A 21,605-nucleotide genomic window follows, 5' to 3' on the forward strand; every position below is an offset into this window, starting at 1 on the left:
CAATCTCCGATACGATAAACTTAACTAAATCTATACAATTCAATCAAATTTACACGAGTTAGTGCTTCATCGTGTTCTCGCAACCCCGAAGGGACGAGGGGTATAACACTCCACACGAGGCAGTATCGTTACCTCCTATTATCAAGCATTTATTTTACCCATCTTGATAAATTTATCGAAGCATTTAAATCTCTATCGTGGTGGCTATTGCACCCAACACAACGCCACTCACGTATTTTTAAACTCCACTGTCCTTCTGGTTGAACTGAATGGTCGTATTTTACTCCGCAACATGAGCAAATCTTGCTTGAGGCGAACCATTTATCAGCTTTTACATACTCAATGCCATACTTCTCGCACTTGTATGACAAACATTGAAAGAAGAAGTGTAATTTTTGAAATGAAAATGCTTTCGATAGTTTTTTGTTTTTTAACAGGTTTGAGATAGGTAAGTCTTCCACAACGATCCTCATTGGTTTGGTTTTCACCAATTTAGCTGTTGCTTGATGGATATGGTTAATTCGGATATTCGTAATTTTCCTAGATAACCGCAGATGCTCAGTTTTAGCTTTTTCATATCCGGCAGACTGAATTTTTACACCATTTTTAAATCTCCTAGACATATCTCTTTGTGCTGACTTTTTCCTTTTCAAAAGCTTTTTAACCTTGGCATCTTTGTTTATATTTCGTTCTTTCATACCATTAGAAGCTACAAACAGCTCTTTTAAACCAACATCCACACCAATCGACTCATTGGTTAGTGCTTGTAATTCAAAGTCTTCTTGGAATCCTACACTAATCCACCAGTGACGACCGTCAAATGTAACTCTTGGATTGGATGGTTTTTTGTTTCTTGGTAGTTGTTGGCTTGTTTTCACTTCTCCAATGGACTGAATATGAACTACTTTCTTTCCTATAATCAGTCTTTCATAATTGGCATAAAATCCTTGAATTAAATCTTTTTTTGATTTATAAGAAGTGTGAGAACCATTTTTGTACTTTTTGAACGAATTTTTCCTCGCCTTATCAAAATCTTTTGAAGCCTGTTTAGGAACTTGTGCGTTGATGTTATTTAACCACTCATATCTCTTTCGCTTCTTGATCTTTGTAAATCGTTTCTGTAAAGCTAACTGTGAAACAGATTTTCCAAATAGCTTATAGTATCTATCACTCATTCTTTTACAATAGTTATAAGCGAATCTTGCAGCACCAGCATGGTTTCTAAGCACTTGTTCTTGTTCAGGCGTTGGAATCAGTCTGACTTTCTTCGCCAATATCATCAGAATTTAACTCCTTTACTGTGCGATTATTCGGGCACTCATCTTTTAGATAATGAAAGATTGATTCTTCTGAATTGTAGCGTGTTCCATCAGCATTCTCCTAAGACTACTAGGATACAAACCTGTTAATTCCGATACTTGACTAACTCGTGAAAATTTCATTAATATTCTCACCCCATTGAATTTACCACAATGCATAGGTTCGGTAGCTTCAATGGGATTTGATAGATTTAATTAAATTTATCTCGTTCAACTAAGGGCGCAATTCCTTAGCCAGTTCTCTTATGAACTTCTCATATTTTCACATGAGCGCAGACTATATGTTTATCTCTTTAGAGATAGAGGATTTTTCCACCACCATAGGCTTGTGATGTACTCTCGTCAGTTATACGAGATAGTCGTTGAACGTTCATCTTATCCATTTTGACTTAGATGATTCGAGGCGGAAGACCCATTGTTCTAGTGTTTAGGATTTAACCTTACACCATCTGATTGATTTTTTCTGCTTTCGCAACATTCACGCTCGCTATTTCTAGCCACGTTGTAGTTCAATCAGCTTTAGGGATTGCCCGCAGTTAACCCTCACTACTAGCCAATCACTGGACTAGCAGGGCTTACTGATATATTTAATTAACTTTCGTTATAATTGGTTAAATAAATCGTAACAGTTAGTTACCCTACATTTAAGTATAAATTACTAGCAGTATCTTTCTATCTATTTCCTGCTTCACATCTATTATATCAAAAAAAGAATTGGCGATAGAACTTTCATGCTCTTGCTTACACCATAAATTTGCATCAAAATATATTTTTTTCTAATATGGGGGTACCCCTAATACCCCAGAAGAAAAAGAAGAGTTTGAATCCTTTAACGTACAGGGCGTTCCATATATCATTGTAAAAGATCATGAAAATAACATTCAAAAATTAATTCTTGGATTCAGCACTCAATCATTAGAAGAGGCTATTTTATAATAATCATCCCAAAAAAAGAAACGAACATATATGTTCGTTTCTTTTTTATGGTGCTTAATGCTCAAGAAAACTTATAACCGCATAAGTATATAGAACGACTAGAGCAAAGGCACATATTCCCATAATTATAATCGCTAGTGCGCTTTTCTCTTGTCTAAACCCTATAATTCCAAGAATAAATGCACTCAACATTGTTACCTTAAGCATTGTAGAAAGGTTGGGAATTGAATATCCACTCAACCAGGTAGAGAAACTTACAATTACAGAAAAAGAGAACAAAGTTAGAACAATAGATAATATATTAATGTGCTTCCCATACTTCAATTGCATTTCGCTAGCCTCTTTTCTTTTCATTAGTGAATAATAGGTAGGCGGCTATATTTTTATTTTATTCTAAATTTTCTTGAAAATCCACAACCAAAAGAAGAGGTTGTCCCAAAAGTCGCTAAATAGTTACTTTTAGGCAACCTCTTTTCTTTATTTTTTACTTTCCTCTAGTTTAGAGATACTAGTTTCTTTTTCAGGTAACGTATCAAGAAAGTCCGTTGCTCAAATTCGAACAACGGACCTTCTTTATATGAACCAATTTAAAACATCCGCAGCAATCTCTTCCGGTCTATCCCAATGCATTAAGTGCCCTGTATCTGTATAAAGCTTAGTCGTAATATCAATATGCTTCCTAAATTCCGCAATTTGCAATTCTCTTATTTCTAAATAATTATGTGGCAGATCACAATACAATAACAAAATATCGTTTTTAATTTTATGCGATTTCAACGTTTTATACACCGTATATTGAAACTTAATTACACTTCTAGCGGTATCGCCAGTAGCATGCCACTTCACTTTATTATCTTCTTCTCGCATTAAGTCATAAACCGCACGTTCTATTAATGGTGACCACCTGCTGTAAACCATTTCTTCTGATTGGATGAATGCTTCTTTATTGTCAAAAGTATATTCATCAAAATTTTTCTCGTAATGGGTGATTTCTTCTTCTAATGATCGCGGTGGACACTCTCCTTCTTTCGCATCTTTGTATAGCTTCGCAAAATAATCTGCATTCATTTTACCATGATGATAACCACCATCTAACAAAACCATCTTATTCACTTTTTCTGTACATTCTGCTGCATAGTGAAGCGCAACGCTTGCTCCCCATGAATGTGCTACTATATGAAATGTGTCTTTTCCTATCTGCTCAAGTAATGCTACTACCCAATTTGTTAAATGGGATGCACCGTAATCTTCATCCTTCCCAAAACTTGGTGTTTTCCCATGTCCAGGTAGATCAAACGATACAATATGACATTTATCCTGTAAAAGCTGCGCTATTTCTATAAAACTTAATTTTGTACTTCCTAAACCATGAAAACAAATGATTTGAGGATTTCTTTTATCCCCCATTCACAAACACTTGCTTCATATTCGCCAAATTCTACAAAAAAGTGATTCATTTTTAATCTCCTCTAATTATCAAATATAAATTAGTTTGTATGCAAAATCGTTTTTTCTAAATGAATAAATTCGGCAAAATTATCCAAATCCCTTTTTCGTAAATGATTTTATAGAATACTAGAGTTAACTCTATTTGAAAGCGCTAAACGCTTATCATTTCAGTTAATGGTTAGACTACATCTTCACGCCTATGAAATGAATATAATTTAATAATTGTAATACACGTCTATCATATGTGTGATGTTTCAACGTTCTATCCAGCCCATTTTTTGCTATTCGTTTTCTTTCTTGTACATGTTCCAAATAATACTCCGCTTTTTGTATAAACTCCGGTGCACTGTAAAACGTTTCTATTTCAACACCTGGTATGTAATGCTTTGCTACATCTGGGCGTATATCAGTTAATTGAAAAGAACCTACAGCATTAATTTCAAACGTCCTTTTGTTTACTGAATATGCTTGGATGTTTGCAGCATTACAATTCAATTCCTGATCATTTGGTGAACGGTGTAAATTTATATTGATTTTAGTCGATACGTAAAATTGTAACGCATCTTCATACTTTGCAAGTGGCAAGAGTTGTATTTTATCCTTTAATCTTTCATAATTCTTTAACTTCTCCCAACCGAACCCCACAATTTTTATGTTTTTTTCTGCTAAATACTCTGAAATTGAATCAACAAAAGTAATTCTATTTTCAAATGCTGTGCCTATAAAACTAAGATCATACTTATATGTATCTTCTTTCTGAGAAGGTTTAAACACATCTTGATTTGCTGCTAACGGGAGATGAAACACATTGTTATATCCTATCCCTTTATAAAACTCAATACAATTTAAATCTTGCGTGAATATGTAATCATAATACGGAACAAGATTCTGTGCTACATCCGTATAATAAGGATCATCTGTCAGCCAAAGTCCAGTAGTAAAACCTGCATTTTTTAAGAATGGTATTATACTATGAAATTGAAGTGGGATTCTTATTGCCCGTTAAAGAGGGCTAAAAAAGAAGTTAAATCACTTCCAAACAACACCTCGCCTCTCGTATTCCATTCTATATTCAACAGCAGCTGCAATTTTTGGACTTGCAAACCTTTCCGTGATCCAAAGACCTAAATCAATCCCTGAAGTAACTCCTCTTGCAGTAATAATATCGCCTTGATCCACAATTCTGTAATGAAGAAGTTCTGCCCCATATTGACTAATTTCACTCTGCGCCAAATGATGCATTGTTGCCTTTTTATCATTCAATATACCGGATGCAGCTAGTAACATACCTCCAGTACAAACTCCCGCAACAATCGTTCCTTCATTGTGCATCTCTCTAATCATTTTGGTCAAAGTTCCAATCTCTGCTTGCTTTCTCGCCCCATGTTCAGCTTTATGATTCCAGCCACCTCCGGGTACAATTAACAAATCTGGACGATTATCCATTCGTAAAAAATCATGTAGTTTAACCGTAACTCCAAACGAAGTAGTAACCTCTTGTTTTGGTTCACTAGAAACTAATTCAACCGTAAACGGAGCCCCTTCTTCTATCGCTCTTTTCAATACCTCAAAAGGTGCAAAGGAGACAAGCTCTCCGAATCCGTCAAACAATACAATTTGTATTTTCATTTTTAGAACACCTCATATGCTTTGTTTTATAAATCCCAAAAGAGAAGAAATGTTATCTACAAATTAAAACAATGAAGACAACCTTTCTCCCCTTACTCTATAAACTTTCAAATGTTCCTCTAATTCTCTCCCGTCACCAAATAGACTCATCGTCTTTTTAACGAAGTTCCAATTTAAACTACCGGATAACCATAGCAACGAAGAAAGTCTTTTATAATCATTTGAAGTTAAAATGTTATTAGCTTTATACCCTTCTAAAAATGCTCTAGCAACTTCCGGACATACTTTATGCGACTGTATTCCTTTCGTTCGAGAGTACCATTTTATTAAAAAGGCTAACCCTTCAATACGGTCAACATAACTAATAGATTCAAAATCTACAATTCCTTTTACCTGTTGACTTGAGCCCCATAAAACATTCAAAGGATTTAAGTCTGTTTGTACAATAAACTCTAATTCACTCGTATATGCGCAGTCTATATGATATTTAGCAAGATCTATATACTCCCGCAATTCCTTACATGTGCTTGTCTTGCTTTCTAACATATTAATAAACTCAACATACCCATCCAAATGAGATTTCTTCTGAAAAATCGCGCTTTGAAATGCACTAGAAATATCATGAACCTTTCTTGCTTCCTTTCCAAATGCTTCTGCGATAGCTTCCGTACAGAGTGTAATATGTTCTCCTTCAATCCAATTAGACAATATAAATCGGTATTGTTCATCATTCCAAGCGACTAATGTAAATGACTCCCCTGACCTATTTTTATTAATTTGCATAAAAAGGACTCCATGCTCGCGTAAATAATACGTAAAACGTACTTGCTCTATCAGTTGTTTGTTTGATAACGCCCCAAAAGCTGGATTGATTGTTCGCTTGCTATTGATAAACCGTGCGGAATATCGCTTCCCATTCACCATAATTTTATAGTGTAGATCTGTATTCCAGCTATTTTTATGTAGCTCTTCTTCCACTGCTAGTGAATGAATTTCTTTAAAATAATTTATTAATACGTCTTTTATTATGTGTTTCACCCTTTTTTCCTTTCATGTGAAAAAATTTTTATTACACGCTATTTTTTATGATTACTATCTCGATTACTCTAAAAACCAAAATTTTATTCATTGTTAATTATCAATAGTGTTTTTTTCTATATATAAATTTAATAGAGGCAGACTACCATTCTAACTATATCATTCTTACATAATATTCTGCATTCGTTGAGATAGTTGTTGTAAACCAATGCAGTAGTGACTATGTATAGAAAAAGAGCCAATCCCCTATATAATAGAAAATTGACTCTTTCCTTTATTTACTCCCCTGTTTCAGAAAATCGTTTTATACGTTCCCCAATTTCATCGCGAACACGTTGAAATTCAGACCATTCTTTTCCTGCCGGGTCATCAAATCCCCAGTGAACACGATTTACTTGCGGAGGTGTCGAAGGACAAACAGAATCTGCATGACTACAAAGCGTAACGACTAAATCAGCGTTATTTAAAATATTTGAATCAATCATATCCGATGTTTGATTCGTTATGTCGATATTTACTTCTTTCATAGCTTTAATAGCATTTGGATTTACTCCGTGTGCTTCAATTCCTGCAGAATATACATTCCACTTATCGCCTACATATTGTTTGCCCCATGCTTCTGCCATTTGGCTTCGGCATGAATTTCCTGTGCATAAGAAATAGATTGTCTTTTTGTTTTTCATGTTGTTTTCCGCCTTTATTTTTAAATTATACTGGTTGATCATTAAAATATTTACGCTTAAACCAAAAAGCGACGTTTACAAGTGCAATCATTACAGGTACTTCAACTAACGGCCCGATAACAGCTGCAAATGCTGCGCCTGAATGAATACCAAACACACCAACTGCTACAGCAATTGCTAACTCGAAGTTATTGCTACCTGCTGTAAATGCTAACGTTGTAGTCACCGGATAGTTTGCACCAATTTTTCTTCCCATAAAGAAAGAAACAAAAAACATTACAATAAAATAGATTAATAACGGAATCGCTATTCTTACTACATCTAATGGTACGCTAACAATCATTTCCCCTTTTAAAGAGAACATAACGATGATTGTAAATAATAATGCAAGTAATGTAAGTGGACTAATCTTAGGTATAAACACCTTTTCATACCATTGTCTTCCTTTTAACTTAACGAGTACAAAGCGTGTCAACATACCTGCTATAAAAGGAATTCCCAAATAGATAAATACTGATTTCGCTACTTCTCCCATTGTAATATCGACAATAGCCCCTTCAATCCCTAACCATTCTGGAATGACTGTTACAAACACGTATGCATAAACAGAGAAGAATAACATTTGGAATACGGAGTTAAAAGCCACTAAACCTGCTGCATACTCTTTATCCCCATCTGCAAGGTCGTTCCAAACAATTACCATTGCAATGCAGCGTGCTAAACCAATCATAATGAGTCCGACCATGTATTCTGGCTTATCTGGAAGAAAAATAATTGCTAAAACAAACATAAGTACAGGACCAATAATCCAGTTTTGCACTAAAGATAAAACCAATACTTTTACATCTTTAAATACCCGGCCCATTTCCTCGTAACGAACTTTCGCCAACGGTGGATACATCATGACAATTAAACCAACAGCGAGCGGGATGGACGTCGTTCCAACTTGTAATGTATTTAGTCCGTCTACTACACTAGGAAACACAAACCCTAAACCAATCCCAACAGCCATAGCTAGAAAAATCCATAGTGTTAAATATCGATTTAGAAAAGATAAACGTTTCATTTTATTTTCCATCTCCTATTAACAACAAGAATTTTTATCTACTACGTTAGAAGTCGTGCAACAAGATGGATCTTCAATTTTATGAACATCACTATGTGCTTTTGTATAAAAGAATTCCCACTCGTTCCCATCAGGATCCGTTACCCAAAACTTATCTTGAACCGCATAGCAACAAGTTGTATCCATCTCATCACGCGCAAAGAAACCTTCTTTTTCTAATCTTTCTTTATGAAATGTAATTTCTTCAGCTGTATCCACTTGGAAACCAAAATGATTTACCTGATTTCCCTTCACTTCATCTCGTACGTTCAGCGTGAAATTAAGCCCTGGTGTCTCTAATAAAAATTTTGCATAATCTACTTTCACCTTTACTGGTGACACACCAAATACCTTTTCGTAAAATTGAATAGACTTCTCTAAATCCGTAACATTTATACCAACGTGAACATATCTCATAGCTTATTCCTCCTCTTTAAATACTATTAATCAATTTTTTTTGATTAATAGTTTGAAATTTTAACAACAGCTACCTTTACCTGTTTTTCTAAAAATACAGCACAATTCTTCTGATAATAAATTATTTACTTCCGCATCATTTAAATCATAATAACTCCACGTACCTTTTGTTTCTTTTACAATTAAACCTGCATCTAATAAAATTTTTAAATGATAGGACAACTTAGATTGCGTCATTTCAAAAACCTCTGTTAGATCACACACACAAGTCTGTCCCCGCTGGCAAAGTTCATACATAATCTCTAAACGCTTCTGATCCGCTAATGCTTTGAATTTTTTCTCATAGAGCTGAAAATCTTGCGCCACTGTAGTTCACTCTCCCTTCATCAACTTTTTTTGATATTTATAGTATATACGCTGATTAATTTATTATGCAACTAATTAATCAATTTTTTTTGATTTACAAAAACCTCCTCACATCATATCTTTGCTACAACTAAAAAGGACCATAGCCTTTTCAAAAATAAAAAACTACGGTTCTTTTTACAACTTAATAGTTACAATGTTTCCGAGGAATGGAGTCTCTATAACTGTTTTAAATTTTAATTTGACCATTATAGCGTAGTGCCCCATCACCATCAAGCTAAGAAAAACAAATACCCCCAAATGAAAAAAATCGATATAACTCTTCGGCAAATAAAGATAACTCTTGTTTTTGGTACATATTCATAAAAAGCACGTCACCCTTTCTCATTAACATAAGAGAATAGTAATGTGCTTTTAATTTCAAAAATAGTCTAAATCCTTAAGTTGATGGTTGTGGGGCGGGACCCCAATAAGAACGGTATCTAAGGTTGGATGAGAGGTGTTAGTTCCATTCCAAAGGCCTCAGCCGAAGATTAACTCAAGTACCGATTTCGGATGACCCCCATGTGATGAAGTTCGTGTCCTGCGATGCCGTACGCGAGGGCGCGCACCGTAATGCTTAGGTTGTTGGCTGTGCCCTTGCGGGTCCACGCCTCCGCCGGTAGCCCGCGCAGCAATGTGATCGTTGATTGCCGTACGGCCCGGTAGTCTTCGGCCAATTGCTCGGTTGTCCAACTTCCGAAAGGAGGCATGAACAATTCCTGATCAAAACCAGTCAGAGGCGTCTGGTCCCCTCTTGCGAACCGGAGCAGGCGGTAGGTCATGACGCGTTCCGAGTCTGCAATGTGGCCCACGACTTCTTTCAGCGTCCATTTTCCTTCCGCATACCGATACGCGTACTGGCTTTCGGTCAACGATGCCAGGAGCTCGGTCATTTGTTTTTCCTGGGCGAGCAGAATATCGATGATGTTACCGTCCGGTACCAAACGGATATATTCGCCGGAGTTCCCGGCGTATTCTTCTTCTGATGGTCTTTGATTCATGCGTAGTCACCTCTTATATGTAGATATACAAAATTATAGCACTCGTCTATGTCTAATAAATTCGCGAAATGATAGAACTGTCCTTCTAATAATTGAGGATAAGCAACTATTTAGTTTGTCGGTCGCCACACTATCCTGATTCGTTAGCACAATAAGCAATGTTAATCAATAATGCATAAAAATTATCTGTTATACAATATTTCGAAGTTATTAATATATAAAGGTAACACCTTCTTTTTTAATTTAAAGATGGATTTTCAATTATATTTTGAAATGAATCGGAGTAAAACACACTAGTCTAACTACTTTTTTATAAACATCGTAACATTATTTCCCCCCCATATTTCCATCAATTTGAGAAATGTATTCTTCTCAAAAATGAAAATCGACCTAAGATCCTATGGACAACTATGAAAGGATGAAATTTTCGTTTTGGGGATATTTCAGAAGTATAGCTTGATAGGTATGGGGTGGGACCCCATACAGTACGATTTTATTTCAAAGACACAACGATCTTACTACACACTGTTTATTTATCCCACACTCTCATCTGCTAGTATTACTATTTTTTATTACTAATGTTGCCGTTTCACTCGGATGGCTAAGAGGAAAATGATGGCCATATGGAACAAAATCAACCTTACCAAGATGCGATGGAGCAGAATAACCTCTGTCACAATCCCCCCAAATAATGCGAAGATTATACTTTGTTACTTCATTGAAATCACCTTGATCGTGTTTCAGTAGTAAACTGTTAAGCTGAACCGTAGTATTTAAAATTCTAGGAGAAGTAAAACTGTTACTTATTTTTTCAATATAATTTTCAGGGATACTCTCCATACTTTCAAACAAACCATTACTTAATAAATAACGCCCTATCAAATTAGTAGTTGCCAATTTTAATGTCCATTTGTTCATAAATTGAGGAACATTTAGCGATTTAGCATTTTTTTTAGCAACAGGTGGCTGAAGTAAAGTGATTGAATACTTCTTATCTATGTACTCTTGTACCAATGCTTCCAGAAGAATAAACGCACCGAATGAATGGCCAATTAGATGTGCACCATTAGTAGCTTTCTCCAATAACTTTTTCACTACATTCAAATAGATATCTAGAAGATTTTTCTCTTGTTTAAAAGGAGAACGTCCCAAACCTGGAAGATCCACGATCCATACAGGTTGACCAGTTTTTTCATGAAGCTCTTGTGCTAAAGGAAATAAATCCTCTCCATCACTCAATAAACCATGTAATAAAATAAACGGTTTACCCTCTCCTTGTAATTGGTAAAGGGTAGTGTTATCGCATAATGTTCGTTTAAATAAATGATTATGCTGGCCATTTTGATGCATCATTCGATAATCCAGATCAGCTACTACGGCAGGGAAAAATTTCATTACACTCGTCTTCTTAAACCAATCTCCTCCCATAATTTTTTTCGCTGAAACATTTGAAAATTTTCGTTTTGTAATAAAATTCAGTCCATCAGAAGGAATTTTTGTTATTTTACTTACTCCACTATTCATAATTGCTTTCATAAGTGGCATTGGGACAGAGATTTTTGGTGCCCTCATATTCATACTTTCCGACATAATACTTAATAATTCAGCAATGTTCTGATCGTGCTGTTTGTCTTCAACAAGTGTATATGTTTGTATAGTCGGTTGCTCCAATCTGAAAACCTGCACAATAAACTTCGCAAGCTCATCGTTTGAAATAAGTGGTAACCTATATCCCTTACCTCCAGGAATCACTGGCATGAGCCCTCTTCGCATACTCATCACAAGCAAACCTAATCCTGCTATCTGCTCTGTACTCCCTGTTTTACTACTACCGACTACAGTTGGCGGATTAATTACAGAAAGCGGATAACCTACTGCTGATGCCTGGTGACGGATATAAAGATCTGCTAAAAATTTTGTTCTCTCATATGGATTTTTTATTTTCAAATAATTGTTTCCTTCTTTAAACACATCAATTGCAATCTTGCTATTTTTATCATCAAAGGGACTCATATAACCTACAACATGAATAAATTGTTGCAAGCCCTTCAATTGATGAATGCTTTTAGCTAATTCACTAATGTGTTTGGCGCCATTTAAAAATACGGAAGCTGCCTCTTTACTTGTCGCTTGAATATCCATGGGGCCTCCTGCGTGAATAATCACATCCGTTTTCAATACCCTCTCCTTATCTTCAGCACTTAGACCTAAATCTATTTTCGTCAAATCACCTTCAATAAAGTGCATAACTGCCTTTTTTAAGATGCCTCTTTCTTGAAAAATGCGTATTGCTTTACTTTTCGACCTTACTAAAAGAAGAATTTTAACATCCTCTTTGGCTAATTCTTTTACTAATTGCTTTCCAATAAAGCCTGTTCCACCAGTTAAAAATACTGTTCTCATATAAAATCCCCTTTTTAGTACTAATTAGTACTAATTTGATATAAAAAAAATGCTTCTTTTATCGAAGCAATTTTAAAAAATGATCTGCTGTTTTCGTAATTACAGTTGCATCCTTCAATGTTTCTGAAATAAATAACGCTCCTTCAAGATTTGTAATAAAAAGTGATGCAACCTCATCAATATTAATCGTGTTTCTGAATTCTCCATTCTCTACCCCTTGTTTAAGTAATAGAGAAACTTTCTTTTGTAATCCTGTAAAAAAAAGACCTATTTTTTCTTTTATTTGCGTGGCCTGTTTAGGACTTTGAATATAAAGAGTAATAAATGGACAGCTCCCCTTATACTCTCTCGACTGAACTCCTTGTGATAATTGCTTTAAAAACAGTTGGATACGATCTTCAACTAAAAATTGGTTCTGAGAAAGTACGTCATCAATTGCAGATTGATACATTTCAATCCAATAATCAACGACCCCTTCTAATAATACTTCCTTATTAGAAAAGTGATAATACACATTAGACTTTGAAACTTTGCTTACACGTACTAATTCATCCATACTTGTATAAGCAAACCCTTTTTCTAAAAATAATGTTGCAGCTACTTCAATCACACGTTTTTGATTCATTAATTTTACCTTTGTCATAACTAGAACTATATAGTACTAATTTAAATGTTGCAAGTATTTGTGTTAATTTAGAAAAAAGTTTGATTAAAAAAGTTCCACTAACATTGATTTTACTGCAAAAAAATCTTATTTTGAATAAAGTTGAACTGAACCGCGAAATTGTTAATTCACTATCGTCTAATAGGGGTCACCATACATACCCATCAACTTAAGAAAAAGAAATGCCCCCAAAACGAAAAAATGAGCGGCTTCTCAAAATAGCTATCTGTAGAGAAAGAAAATTTTAATTTAGGGGGATATGAAAATATTAGCTTTATGGGTATGAAGTAGTGCCCCTATAAACAAAATCCTCCAGAAACATCTAAAATTTGCCCTGTTACCCAGCGGCTATCAGAAGAAGCAAGGAATGCTACTACATCTGCAATATCTTCAACTTGCCCTATTCGTCCGAACACAGATGAATTCGTAGCAAAATTTCGTATTTCCGGATTATCTAGCAATTTCGCATTAATATCTGTCTTCGTATACCCAGGCATAATTGTATTCACTGTTATACCTCTTTCTCCAAGCTGTTTAGCTAGAGGAAGTGTCATCGTATTTAGTGCACCTTTACTTAAACCGTATGCAATGGACCCTGCAAAACCAAGTCTTACTTCAGCTGATGAAATGTTAATAACTCGCCCCTCCGCTCGTAATAACGGTAATGTTTGCTGAATTAAGAAGAACGGTGCTTTAATATTTACAGACATAATTTCATCAAAAACTTCTTCTGTCGTATTTTCAATTGTTCCTTGTGTACCTATCCCTGCATTGTTTACTAAAATATCAATCTCTGATGTACCAACTCTTATTTGTAATTCATTCTTCAATTGTTCTACTATCTTTTTGACACCATCAATTGAATTGAAATCCGCTTCAATTAAGAATGCCTTTCCTCCATTAGATTCAATCTCACTAATTGTTTCATCTGCAGCTGCTTTATTTCGACCATAGTGAATCGCAACTAATGCCCCATCTTTCGCCAATCTTATTGCAATGGCACGGCCGATGCCGCGACTCGCTCCCGTTACTAACGCTACTTTTCCATCAAGATTCTTCATTTTTTTCATCCTTCCTAAATTTCCGTTTAATAAATCCTATACTTATATTTTTAAGCAAATACTAATAATTTTAAATATAGATTTATAGGTAATTTAGTTCCTTCACTTATGATATTATAGTTATAATTTACGATTTACTTTAGAAAATAAAAAGGGGGGCTATCCAATGCAAAACGCAGTAAAACTAGATGAAATTGACCATAAAATTATGAACTTGTTGTATAAAAATGCGAGAATTTCTGTTTCAGAAATAGGACGTATTATATCCATGACGCAGCCTGCTGTAAAAGAACGCATTAACAAGCTTGAAGATCAAGGGGTTATAGCTGCATACCGAACGAAATTTGAGCCTTCTAAAATTAATAAAAACATCCAAGCATTCATCATGTTTAAAACGAGTCAATGCTCTGATTTCATCCAATTTTGTAATGCCGCTCCCGAAGTAACTGATTTATATCGAATTAGCGGGGAGTTTAATTATATGATGAAGGTCATGAGCGATTCGATGGATTCTCTCGCTACATTTTTAGACTCCTTAATGCAATTTGGATTATCGTCTCCTTTAATTGTTTTAAAGAGTGAGTTTGAGGAGAAATTGTCGTTCTGATAAGAGGGTACTAAGATAAAGATACCGAGTGTATGTGGAAAAATTCTTATATAATGAAAAAAGAACCAGCCATAGGCTGGTTCTTTTTTCATTCAATTTCCTACTAGAAAATCCAGAGATACGTCTCCTTCTCACCTACCCCTGATTCCTCTGCTCCTCCCTAAACTCCTCCTTCACCTTCTCTAACAGCCCTTCTTCTGTAATTAATCGATACGCTGTATTTGCTAGTGCTTTTGCGGATGTAATTAGCGCTTTATCTCCTAATTCTGAACGTGCTGCTTCTCTAAATTCATTCGTATGCGCAATTAAGTCATCTGGACCGATTTTAATGTACGGATGAATTGTCGGTACAACTTGGCTTACGTTTCCTGCATCTGTTGAGCCAATTCCTACTCTTTCTTTACGGTTTACCTCTTCACCTAGTAGTTCTAACTCTTCGGCTACGACGTCATTAAATGTTTTTGTTACGAGTAGTTCATCGATTTCATTTTGGAATTGATGAATTTTTACTTTTGTGCCTGTTGCTAACGCTGCCCCTTGTGCAATATTTCTTACTTTTTCTGTTACTTCCGCACATCTTTTTCTCGTTGCAGCACGGATGAAGAAGCGTGCCGCAGCATAATCCGGAATAATGTTAGGTGCTTTGCCACCTTCTGTAATGATTCCATGAATTTTCACATCTGATGGGAGTTGTTGGCGAAGTGCATTAATACTGTTATACAGCTGGATAATCGCATCTAATGCGTTAATTCCTTCTTCTGGTGAGGCTGCTGCATGAGCTGTTTTTCCGTAAAAATGAAAATCAAGTGGATCGACCGCTAGTGATGGACTCGTTGGAGCTGTTTTTCCGCTCGGATGAATCATAAGCGCCGCATCAATGTTTTTAAATAAGCCAGCTTTCACATAACTCGATTTTGCGCTACCATTTGGCCCGCCCTCTTCTGCTGGTGTTCCGAACACGACAACTTCTCCGCCGATTTCCTCAAGCGTTTCTGATAATGCGATCGCTGCTGCAACGCTAATTGTTCCGATTAAATTGTGACCACACGCATGACCGAGTCCTGGTAAAGCATCATACTCAGCTAAAAATGCGATAACTGGTCCTTGTTTCCCGGAACTTTTTCGCGCGATAAACCCTGTTTCATGACCAGCTATATTGTGCTGCAACTGAAATCCTGCGCTTCCTAACAACAAACTTAACGTTCTTGATGCGTAAAATTCTTGGTTACCAATCTCCGGATTCGCATGAATATTATGACTTGTTTCTATGTACTTTTCCTTATTTCTTTCTATACTCTCTTCAATTGTTTTTCTTTGTGACGTTACTCCTGTCGCTCCCATTTTTCTTCCTCCTTTTATTTTCACGTAAAAAAGCCTCTTTCTAAAAGATAGAAAGAGGCTTCTGTATATACAGTCAAAATGAGCTTCTTTCTTATCTTTCAAGTTACCTTGCTGGAATTGGCACAGTATTCATAAAGAATCCGCTGCCGAGGTGTCATAGGGCCAGTCCCTCAACCTCTCGTGATAAGAATTTTCATAAAATTATATTAAATTATTTTCATTCTAAGTTCATTCCAGACAAAAGTCAAGGAATTCCTATCTGAATTTACCGAATATCTAAAAACCCTTTTAATACGCCAATTGTTTCAGGTGCTTGTAATCTTGCACATATGTACGGAAATTCCATACTACCTTCAAACATCATTTGAGATGTAAGAGGTGCTCCTGCCCAAAAGATTTCATCATCGATTACGATAAACGGGAATGCTTTATTTTGTCTTTGTAACTTTACATTTTTTAACGGAACTGGTCCATCACTATACACTGTTATTTGCGCATTTGTACGCATTAACGCTTGCCAGACTCGCTTATCCACTTGCTTTGTACTTGGAAGTGAAATGATAATTTTTCGTTTTGCTGCTAAAATATCTTTCAATAACCCTTTCGGCTCTTCAAGATTCATTTCCATAAACCAGCGTAAACGTTTCGAGATTTTCCGCTCCCACAATTGTCTTGATGTCGTGCGATCATACACATCTCCGTGACGTTCTATATGAGCTGTTAATTGCGATAACGCTTGTTTTCTCGAAAGATTTTTACGCATGTAGTGGCAATCTGATAATTGAATGAACTTCCCTCTCGCTCTTGTCACTGCAACGTTGACGAGGCGATGATTTTTATGGTCAAAGAATAACACGCCAGGTCGTTCTTGCGGATAACTATCTACCGTATCAAAGATCATCATATCTCTTTCAGACCCTTGAAACTTATGAACTGTCGCCGCTAAAACTGGTATGTTTTGACATTTCGTTTTCTGCAACATTTCTCTAATACACGTTGATAAAAAGCGGGACTGTGCCCTGTAAGGCGTAACTACACCGATAGATTGAACACCGTCTAACAATCCAATTAACATCATTTGCATCGCTACTAAACCAGACATAATATTAAAACGAGAACCGGAAGCAGCGTCTTTTAAAGAAAAGGCTCCCATTAAGCTCGTATCAAATAAAACACTCGCCTCATTTGCGAACGGTTGCAGTTTCGCAAGTTCTTTACGCTCTGAAACAGATGGATGATCGTACACTCTATTTTTATAAATAAATGAATTCGTAAACTTAGATATATCCGTATGCATACGTCTTTGCTCCTGCAGCATAAAAAGGTTCGGATGTGCTTCTGATTTATTTACAGAATCAACAATCCCTGCATGATAAAACATATCTTCACCGAGCCATTTTCGAACGAGTTCATGGTTCGCCATCGCAATCGGAGGTAACTGTAAAAAGTCACCACAAACGACAATACGTTTCCCAAGTGAAGCAGCTAATGCGATTTGCGGAACATAAGCCATACTTACTTCATCTACGACAACTAAATCAAATGTACGCTCATAAATAAGTGAATCAATTGCACATTTCGATAAAGTCGCACCGATTACTTTCGCATTTTCAATGTATTCTTTTTCTACTTCTTTAATTTTCGCTTTTTGCTTTCGAAGATCACTTTCAATCTCTTGTATACGCTTCTTATCAGCAGAAGTCGCTTTATATGATAAAATCTTTTCACGAAGATCTTGTCGTGTCTCTTCTAAATAGAGTCTTTCTTCTCCCCAAGATCCATTCGTCGTTTCAACTAACTTCGATGCAAGTAACGTTTCATGATTTCGTATATGTTCATGTTGACTATAACCGTAACGAACAATTTCTCCAGGCGTCCATTTCTTCTTCTTCTCAATTTGCTTCGTTACTTCACTCATTAATACGTCTACTGCCGCATTACTATGAGCTAACACAAGTACCGATTTTCCTTTTTGATAATGAGCAGAAATAATACGCGATAAATTGTAAGACTTCCCTGTTCCCGGTGGTCCCCACACGTACGTTGTTGGATTGTAAAAAGAACGATACGCCAATTCATTTTTCGTATTTTTCATCTTTTCAATATGTTTCGGACTGCTCGTCCCATCAACAAGACGCTTTATACGATTACGTTTCAGCTTATCTTTATGAGCTTCTTTCAATCTCTCTTGTAGTTGTTCTAACAATTGCCACGGTTCACTGTATAAAACCGCTTCTCGTATTTCACCTTGTATATAATCATTTAATTTCAGTTCTATTTCTAATCCATGTACAGATAATACTTCCCCTGTCGCTTCCTCACCATCGAACTCAATTCGAATTGGTGAACCTTCAGGTAAGCTTACTTCCGAAATAAGCTGAAATACGTATACTGTACTTTCATAATCTGTATATAAAAAACGACCGTTAATGATAGAGATTTTACTACCACCTATCGTTTTCCAATGTTTAATTTCATATGCTAATGCATAATGCCACTCTTTCATTGTTTCCGATAATGAAGGAGTTTGAGTAGTTGTATTCATCGTATAATCTCCTTCCTTCTCCCCAAACATACTTTCTCACTATACCATATAACACGCTAAAATTTGTAAGGTTTTTATCTTGATTATTTTCTTAATTTTCAATAATATATTGTATATAATTTTCAGAAAGAAGGAATCCACATGCCAGTTAGACGAATCGAACACGTTGGACTTATGGTTGCAAACTTAGAAACATCTATTTCATTTTATGAAGAAGTAATCGGCTTACAGCTCATTAAACGTATGGGGCACCCAAATCCAGACTTAAAACTCGCTTTTTTAGGTGTGGAAGAATCGAAAGAAACGATACTTGAACTAATTGAAGGTTACAACTCTTCCCTTCCGGCAGAAGGAAAAGTACATCACATTTGTTTTAAAGTGGATTCATTAGAGGATGAAATCGAAAGACTAAAGAAACACAAAATAACCTTCCTACTAGGAGAAGAAATTGAAACATTACCAGATGGAACACGTTACATATTCTTCGCTGGTCCTGATGGAGAATGGATTGAGTTTTTTGAGACGGAGAGATAAAGTAAACCTTTATTTTGCGGGATAGAAAAAGAGCCGGAATTCCGGCCCTTGTTTTTACAAGTGCATATCCAGTAACAATAAAACATACCTCCAACCTGAGAATTCACCAAGATTAAAAACACAATCCTTTTGTTAGGAGTAGAGAATGATTAATACCATCTATATTATTATTTTTTGGATACTTATTCTATTTCCAATCCTGTATGTAATTAAGATACAGCGCTGGAATATAAAAGTGGCTGCCGTATTTGTTGGAAGGATCCTATTAAGTATTATCTTTTTCATAAATGGAATGGTGTTAGGAATGCAACGAAATTGGTCAGAGCCTCCCTATGAAACAGAATGGGATTTCTTTATAAAATCTTTATTAAACGGGAAAACTGATGCACTTATACACTTGGTACTTCTAATTATTATCATTACTTTGGATCTAGTCATCATATTTTATTATATTAATAAAAAGAAATAGGGTGTTCTCTCCTATTTCTTTTCTTAATGTTATAAAAATCTTTCAAATAGCTCTAACTTGCACAATGCTTCCCGTTAATATAATACGCTGATTCTGTGAAAACCGTAAATACAACCTCTACTTCTGGAAGTCCAAAATCCATTACATATGTAGTAATGGCCTTGGCAAATCGATCACGAATTTCCTGTCCACGCTCGAACCATTTCACTTCAATAAGAGGAAACGCTTCTATTTCTTCTCCATTGAATACAAACGTAGAACTTGGTAGTTCCAAGGTGAAATTATCCGTACCACACTCACAGATATCTGCGAGCTCTTCTACTAATGGCTTGCTTATGCTTTTTAATTGTTCAATAGTAATTCCACGAAACACAACATGCGGCATGTGAATCCCTCCGTTAGATAGCTTTATATTTGCTCACATCATAACACAATTTATTTTGCTGCACTAACATCTATTGGTACATTTCAATGACATTCTTAAGAATGATCATATGTTATTGAAGCAATACATGTATTGTAACCTAAAAAATAATAAAGGGGTATTGTCACATCGATATCAAACTATCAAAAAGAGATGACCCTAAATTAAAAAACACGCTATTCTTTCTGTAGCATCAATTCAAAAAAGAAGGGATTCCCCCCTTCTTTTTTGAATTCCGTGTCCCTCATTATTTACTATAACCGCGATTCAGTTTAGTTAACTTTTCATTGATGTGAAAAATTCTTACTCTAATATCTTTAACACCAGATGCTTGCAGTCTATTTTTGTGCATTTCGGCGTATTTTTCAGCATCTTGTTTTTCTTCAAATACATAGATGCCTCCTGCTTCTTGCGTTTCTTGATTCTCCGTCCATATTTTCCAATGGAATCCGTCTTCTTCATTAATACTTTTTGCTATATCCAAAAATGCTTTTTCCATTTCTTCACCAAAAGGACCTTCAAACGGAAAATCAACTTGTAGTAAATATGCCATTTTCACTCACTCCTATGTTCAATATTTTCACAACCTCTTTTATAAAATAATTACAAAATGATAGCAACTTGAACGCATACAGTTTAACGGCTTTAGGTTATGTTTTAAAAAAACAGCCATTCCTTAGTGAAACGGCTGTTTTCGTAATTCAATAAAAGCTCCCAGATTGCGGTAGATATTTTTAAATATTATTTTGTTTTTTTTGACTTGATTATAATAAAAGATGGACTTCGCGATTCGTTTATTAAATCTGGCATTATCTCTATCCCTGCCAAAGTTGATTGCGGTTCGATTATTTTATCCAGCGAAAGCCCGTGTTCAATTAAAGTATTTATTAATGTGGCAACAGTTCTATGATAAATAACCACACTATCGTCAACAAACCAGTTGTGTACTCTCATTCCTTCTTCTTGATAATTATCTAATGCCCAGTGTGATGTATTACCATCCTCAGTTTTTATCCAATGGTTGCTTCCTTTGCGAGCTGTTGCTATTGGGTGTTCGGTTGAAAAGATAAATTCACCACCGCTTTTTAATAATTCATTAATCTTTTGAATCATTGCCGAGTAATCTTCAATATAATGTATAGAGAGGGAACTTATAATCAGGTCGAACTTTTGATTGGCTAGTCCCATATCCTCCATAGGAAGACACATAAATTCTATGTTATCATCCTGATTTAACTTTTTAGCACGTTCAATCATATTTTTGGATATGTCTACACCTATTACGTTTTTTGCACCATTTTCTATACAATACTTTGAAAAATGACCATCACCGCAACCCAAGTCTAGTACCGATTTTCCTTTCAAACACAGAATTAATGATTTGATTGCTGGCTGTTCTATGAAGTCATTAGCATTTATTCCACTTTCACGCAACGCTGTGTAGTTTTTGAAGAAATTCGGATTATCGTAAACATTTTGTCTCACTTACATCACTCCTCTGATAAGGTTTTCATAGATTAAGCTGACTTCTGTTTCCAAATTACCATACTAACCATAAAAATTTTGTCATCC

Annotated in this window: 20 protein-coding genes, 2 pseudogenes and 1 riboswitch; of the genes and pseudogenes, 3 read left to right on the plus strand and 19 right to left on the minus strand. The window is 35.6% G+C overall.

The features are described from left to right. Positions 1-149: 149 nt before the first annotated feature. From NSQ08_RS14035 to NSQ08_RS14100, 14 genes and pseudogenes are all read right to left on the minus strand, one after another. Entirely contained in the window at positions 150-1,280 is a 1,131-nt protein-coding gene (locus NSQ08_RS14035; RefSeq protein ID WP_340775980.1) for an RNA-guided endonuclease InsQ/TnpB family protein, read from the minus strand. Positions 1,281-2,309: 1,029 nt separating this feature from the next. Next, positions 2,310-2,585, minus strand: coding sequence for a hypothetical protein (locus NSQ08_RS14040; RefSeq protein WP_001176332.1), 276 nt, complete (start codon positions 2,583-2,585; stop codon positions 2,310-2,312). 243 nt (positions 2,586-2,828) lie between these two features. Further along, positions 2,829-3,712, minus strand: a pseudogene (locus NSQ08_RS14045) (alpha/beta fold hydrolase). 175 nt (positions 3,713-3,887) lie between these two features. Beyond that, positions 3,888-4,685: pseudogene (locus NSQ08_RS14050) on the minus strand (CgeB family protein); the annotation flags it as partial. 48 nt (positions 4,686-4,733) lie between these two features. Continuing rightward, entirely contained in the window at positions 4,734-5,333 is a 600-nt protein-coding gene (locus NSQ08_RS14055) for a DJ-1/PfpI family protein (protein ID WP_016120473.1), read from the minus strand. 63 nt (positions 5,334-5,396) lie between these two features. Next, complete coding sequence (locus NSQ08_RS14060) at positions 5,397-6,371, minus strand: phosphotransferase (RefSeq protein WP_340775985.1); 975 nt, start codon at positions 6,369-6,371, stop codon at positions 5,397-5,399. A 278-nt stretch (positions 6,372-6,649) separates the two neighbouring features. Next, positions 6,650-7,054 carry an arsenate reductase (thioredoxin) gene (gene arsC, locus NSQ08_RS14065; RefSeq protein ID WP_340775989.1) on the minus strand — a complete coding sequence of 135 codons (405 nt, stop codon included), beginning with the start codon at positions 7,052-7,054 and terminating at the stop codon, positions 6,650-6,652. A gap of 25 nt (positions 7,055-7,079) precedes the next feature. Beyond that, complete coding sequence (gene arsB, locus NSQ08_RS14070; RefSeq protein ID WP_340775992.1) at positions 7,080-8,120, minus strand: ACR3 family arsenite efflux transporter; 1,041 nt, start codon at positions 8,118-8,120, stop codon at positions 7,080-7,082. Between the two features lie 18 nt (positions 8,121-8,138). Further along, complete coding sequence (locus NSQ08_RS14075; RefSeq protein ID WP_002033152.1) at positions 8,139-8,576, minus strand: ArsI/CadI family heavy metal resistance metalloenzyme; 438 nt, start codon at positions 8,574-8,576, stop codon at positions 8,139-8,141. A 60-nt stretch (positions 8,577-8,636) separates the two neighbouring features. Further along, on the minus strand, positions 8,637-8,942 hold the full coding sequence (gene arsR, locus NSQ08_RS14080; protein ID WP_000046018.1) for an arsenical resistance operon transcriptional regulator ArsR: 306 nt from the start codon (positions 8,940-8,942) through the stop codon (positions 8,637-8,639). A gap of 533 nt (positions 8,943-9,475) precedes the next feature. Then, positions 9,476-9,985 carry a DinB family protein gene (locus tag NSQ08_RS14085; RefSeq protein ID WP_002033148.1) on the minus strand — a complete coding sequence of 170 codons (510 nt, stop codon included), beginning with the start codon at positions 9,983-9,985 and terminating at the stop codon, positions 9,476-9,478. 546 nt (positions 9,986-10,531) lie between these two features. After that, a complete protein-coding gene (locus NSQ08_RS14090) occupies positions 10,532-12,388 on the minus strand; it encodes an alpha/beta fold hydrolase (protein ID WP_002033146.1) in 1,857 nt (618 codons plus the stop codon). Between the two features lie 58 nt (positions 12,389-12,446). Then, positions 12,447-13,013 carry a TetR/AcrR family transcriptional regulator gene (locus tag NSQ08_RS14095; protein WP_001072320.1) on the minus strand — a complete coding sequence of 189 codons (567 nt, stop codon included), beginning with the start codon at positions 13,011-13,013 and terminating at the stop codon, positions 12,447-12,449. Positions 13,014-13,348: 335 nt separating this feature from the next. After that, positions 13,349-14,113, minus strand: a complete 765-nt coding sequence (locus tag NSQ08_RS14100) for an SDR family oxidoreductase (protein WP_016101081.1) — start codon at positions 14,111-14,113, stop codon at positions 13,349-13,351. A gap of 166 nt (positions 14,114-14,279) precedes the next feature. Here NSQ08_RS14100 and NSQ08_RS14105 point away from each other — a divergent pair, with 166 nt between their 5' ends. Beyond that, entirely contained in the window at positions 14,280-14,720 is a 441-nt protein-coding gene (locus NSQ08_RS14105; protein WP_340776002.1) for an Lrp/AsnC family transcriptional regulator, read from the plus strand. 135 nt (positions 14,721-14,855) lie between these two features. On the opposite strand, the gene NSQ08_RS14110 is transcribed toward NSQ08_RS14105, so the two are convergent. Together NSQ08_RS14110 and NSQ08_RS14115 are read right to left on the minus strand one after the other, a co-directional pair. Then, the gene (locus tag NSQ08_RS14110; protein ID WP_016101080.1) at positions 14,856-16,061 is read right to left on the minus strand and encodes a M20 family metallopeptidase; all 1,206 of its coding nucleotides are present in this window, start codon (positions 16,059-16,061) and stop codon (positions 14,856-14,858) included. An 88-nt stretch (positions 16,062-16,149) separates the two neighbouring features. Beyond that, a riboswitch (SAM riboswitch) is annotated at positions 16,150-16,251 on the minus strand. Between the two features lie 75 nt (positions 16,252-16,326). Next, positions 16,327-18,636 (minus strand): AAA domain-containing protein, encoded by a 2,310-nt coding sequence (locus NSQ08_RS14115; RefSeq protein WP_340776007.1) that lies wholly within the window; start codon positions 18,634-18,636, stop codon positions 16,327-16,329. A 111-nt stretch (positions 18,637-18,747) separates the two neighbouring features. On the opposite strand from NSQ08_RS14115, the gene NSQ08_RS14120 reads away from it, so the two are divergent. Continuing rightward, positions 18,748-19,140, plus strand: coding sequence for a VOC family protein (locus NSQ08_RS14120; RefSeq protein WP_002033138.1), 393 nt, complete (start codon positions 18,748-18,750; stop codon positions 19,138-19,140). A gap of 145 nt (positions 19,141-19,285) precedes the next feature. Beyond that, on the plus strand, positions 19,286-19,609 hold the full coding sequence (locus NSQ08_RS14125) for a hypothetical protein (RefSeq protein WP_033709278.1): 324 nt from the start codon (positions 19,286-19,288) through the stop codon (positions 19,607-19,609). Between the two features lie 52 nt (positions 19,610-19,661). Here NSQ08_RS14125 and NSQ08_RS14130 read toward each other — a convergent pair whose 3' ends face one another. The 3 genes from NSQ08_RS14130 to NSQ08_RS14140 all read right to left on the minus strand — a co-directional run bounded on the left by NSQ08_RS14130 (position 19,662) and on the right by NSQ08_RS14140 (position 21,518). Continuing rightward, complete coding sequence (locus NSQ08_RS14130; RefSeq protein ID WP_002142404.1) at positions 19,662-19,994, minus strand: DUF1904 family protein; 333 nt, start codon at positions 19,992-19,994, stop codon at positions 19,662-19,664. Positions 19,995-20,280: 286 nt separating this feature from the next. Further along, on the minus strand, positions 20,281-20,586 hold the full coding sequence (locus NSQ08_RS14135) for a monooxygenase (protein ID WP_340776014.1): 306 nt from the start codon (positions 20,584-20,586) through the stop codon (positions 20,281-20,283). Positions 20,587-20,774: 188 nt separating this feature from the next. Then, positions 20,775-21,518, minus strand: coding sequence for a class I SAM-dependent methyltransferase (locus tag NSQ08_RS14140; RefSeq protein WP_340776016.1), 744 nt, complete (start codon positions 21,516-21,518; stop codon positions 20,775-20,777). Between the last annotated feature and the right edge of the window lie 87 nt (positions 21,519-21,605).

The organism is Bacillus sp. FSL E2-8887, from assembly GCF_038007205.1.
GTDB classification, from domain to species: domain Bacteria; phylum Bacillota; class Bacilli; order Bacillales; family Bacillaceae_G; genus Bacillus_A; species Bacillus_A mycoides.

Excerpts from the sequence above, each read along its gene's own strand:
- NSQ08_RS14110 (WP_016101080.1), bottom strand. The coding sequence starts at position 16,061 with ATGGGAGCGACAGGAGTAACGTCACAAAGAAAAACAATTGAAGAGAGT.
- NSQ08_RS14035 (WP_340775980.1), bottom strand. The coding sequence starts at position 1,280 with ATGATATTGGCGAAGAAAGTCAGACTGATTCCAACGCCTGAACAAGAA.
- NSQ08_RS14105 (WP_340776002.1), top strand. The coding sequence starts at position 14,280 with ATGCAAAACGCAGTAAAACTAGATGAAATTGACCATAAAATTATGAAC.
- NSQ08_RS14115 (WP_340776007.1), bottom strand. The coding sequence starts at position 18,636 with ATGTTTGGGGAGAAGGAAGGAGATTATACGATGAATACAACTACTCAA.
- NSQ08_RS14130 (WP_002142404.1), bottom strand. The coding sequence starts at position 19,994 with ATGCCGCATGTTGTGTTTCGTGGAATTACTATTGAACAATTAAAAAGC.
- NSQ08_RS14095 (WP_001072320.1), bottom strand. The coding sequence starts at position 13,013 with ATGAATCAAAAACGTGTGATTGAAGTAGCTGCAACATTATTTTTAGAA.
- NSQ08_RS14125 (WP_033709278.1), top strand. The coding sequence starts at position 19,286 with ATGATTAATACCATCTATATTATTATTTTTTGGATACTTATTCTATTT.
- arsB (WP_340775992.1), bottom strand. The coding sequence starts at position 8,120 with ATGAAACGTTTATCTTTTCTAAATCGATATTTAACACTATGGATTTTT.
- arsC (WP_340775989.1), bottom strand. The coding sequence starts at position 7,054 with ATGAAAAACAAAAAGACAATCTATTTCTTATGCACAGGAAATTCATGC.
- NSQ08_RS14055 (WP_016120473.1), bottom strand. The coding sequence starts at position 5,333 with ATGAAAATACAAATTGTATTGTTTGACGGATTCGGAGAGCTTGTCTCC.
- NSQ08_RS14085 (WP_002033148.1), bottom strand. The coding sequence starts at position 9,985 with ATGAATCAAAGACCATCAGAAGAAGAATACGCCGGGAACTCCGGCGAA.
- NSQ08_RS14135 (WP_340776014.1), bottom strand. The coding sequence starts at position 20,586 with ATGGCATATTTACTACAAGTTGATTTTCCGTTTGAAGGTCCTTTTGGT.
- NSQ08_RS14040 (WP_001176332.1), bottom strand. The coding sequence starts at position 2,585 with ATGCAATTGAAGTATGGGAAGCACATTAATATATTATCTATTGTTCTA.
- NSQ08_RS14090 (WP_002033146.1), bottom strand. The coding sequence starts at position 12,388 with ATGAGAACAGTATTTTTAACTGGTGGAACAGGCTTTATTGGAAAGCAA.
- NSQ08_RS14075 (WP_002033152.1), bottom strand. The coding sequence starts at position 8,576 with ATGAGATATGTTCACGTTGGTATAAATGTTACGGATTTAGAGAAGTCT.
- NSQ08_RS14100 (WP_016101081.1), bottom strand. The coding sequence starts at position 14,113 with ATGAAGAATCTTGATGGAAAAGTAGCGTTAGTAACGGGAGCGAGTCGC.
- NSQ08_RS14120 (WP_002033138.1), top strand. The coding sequence starts at position 18,748 with ATGCCAGTTAGACGAATCGAACACGTTGGACTTATGGTTGCAAACTTA.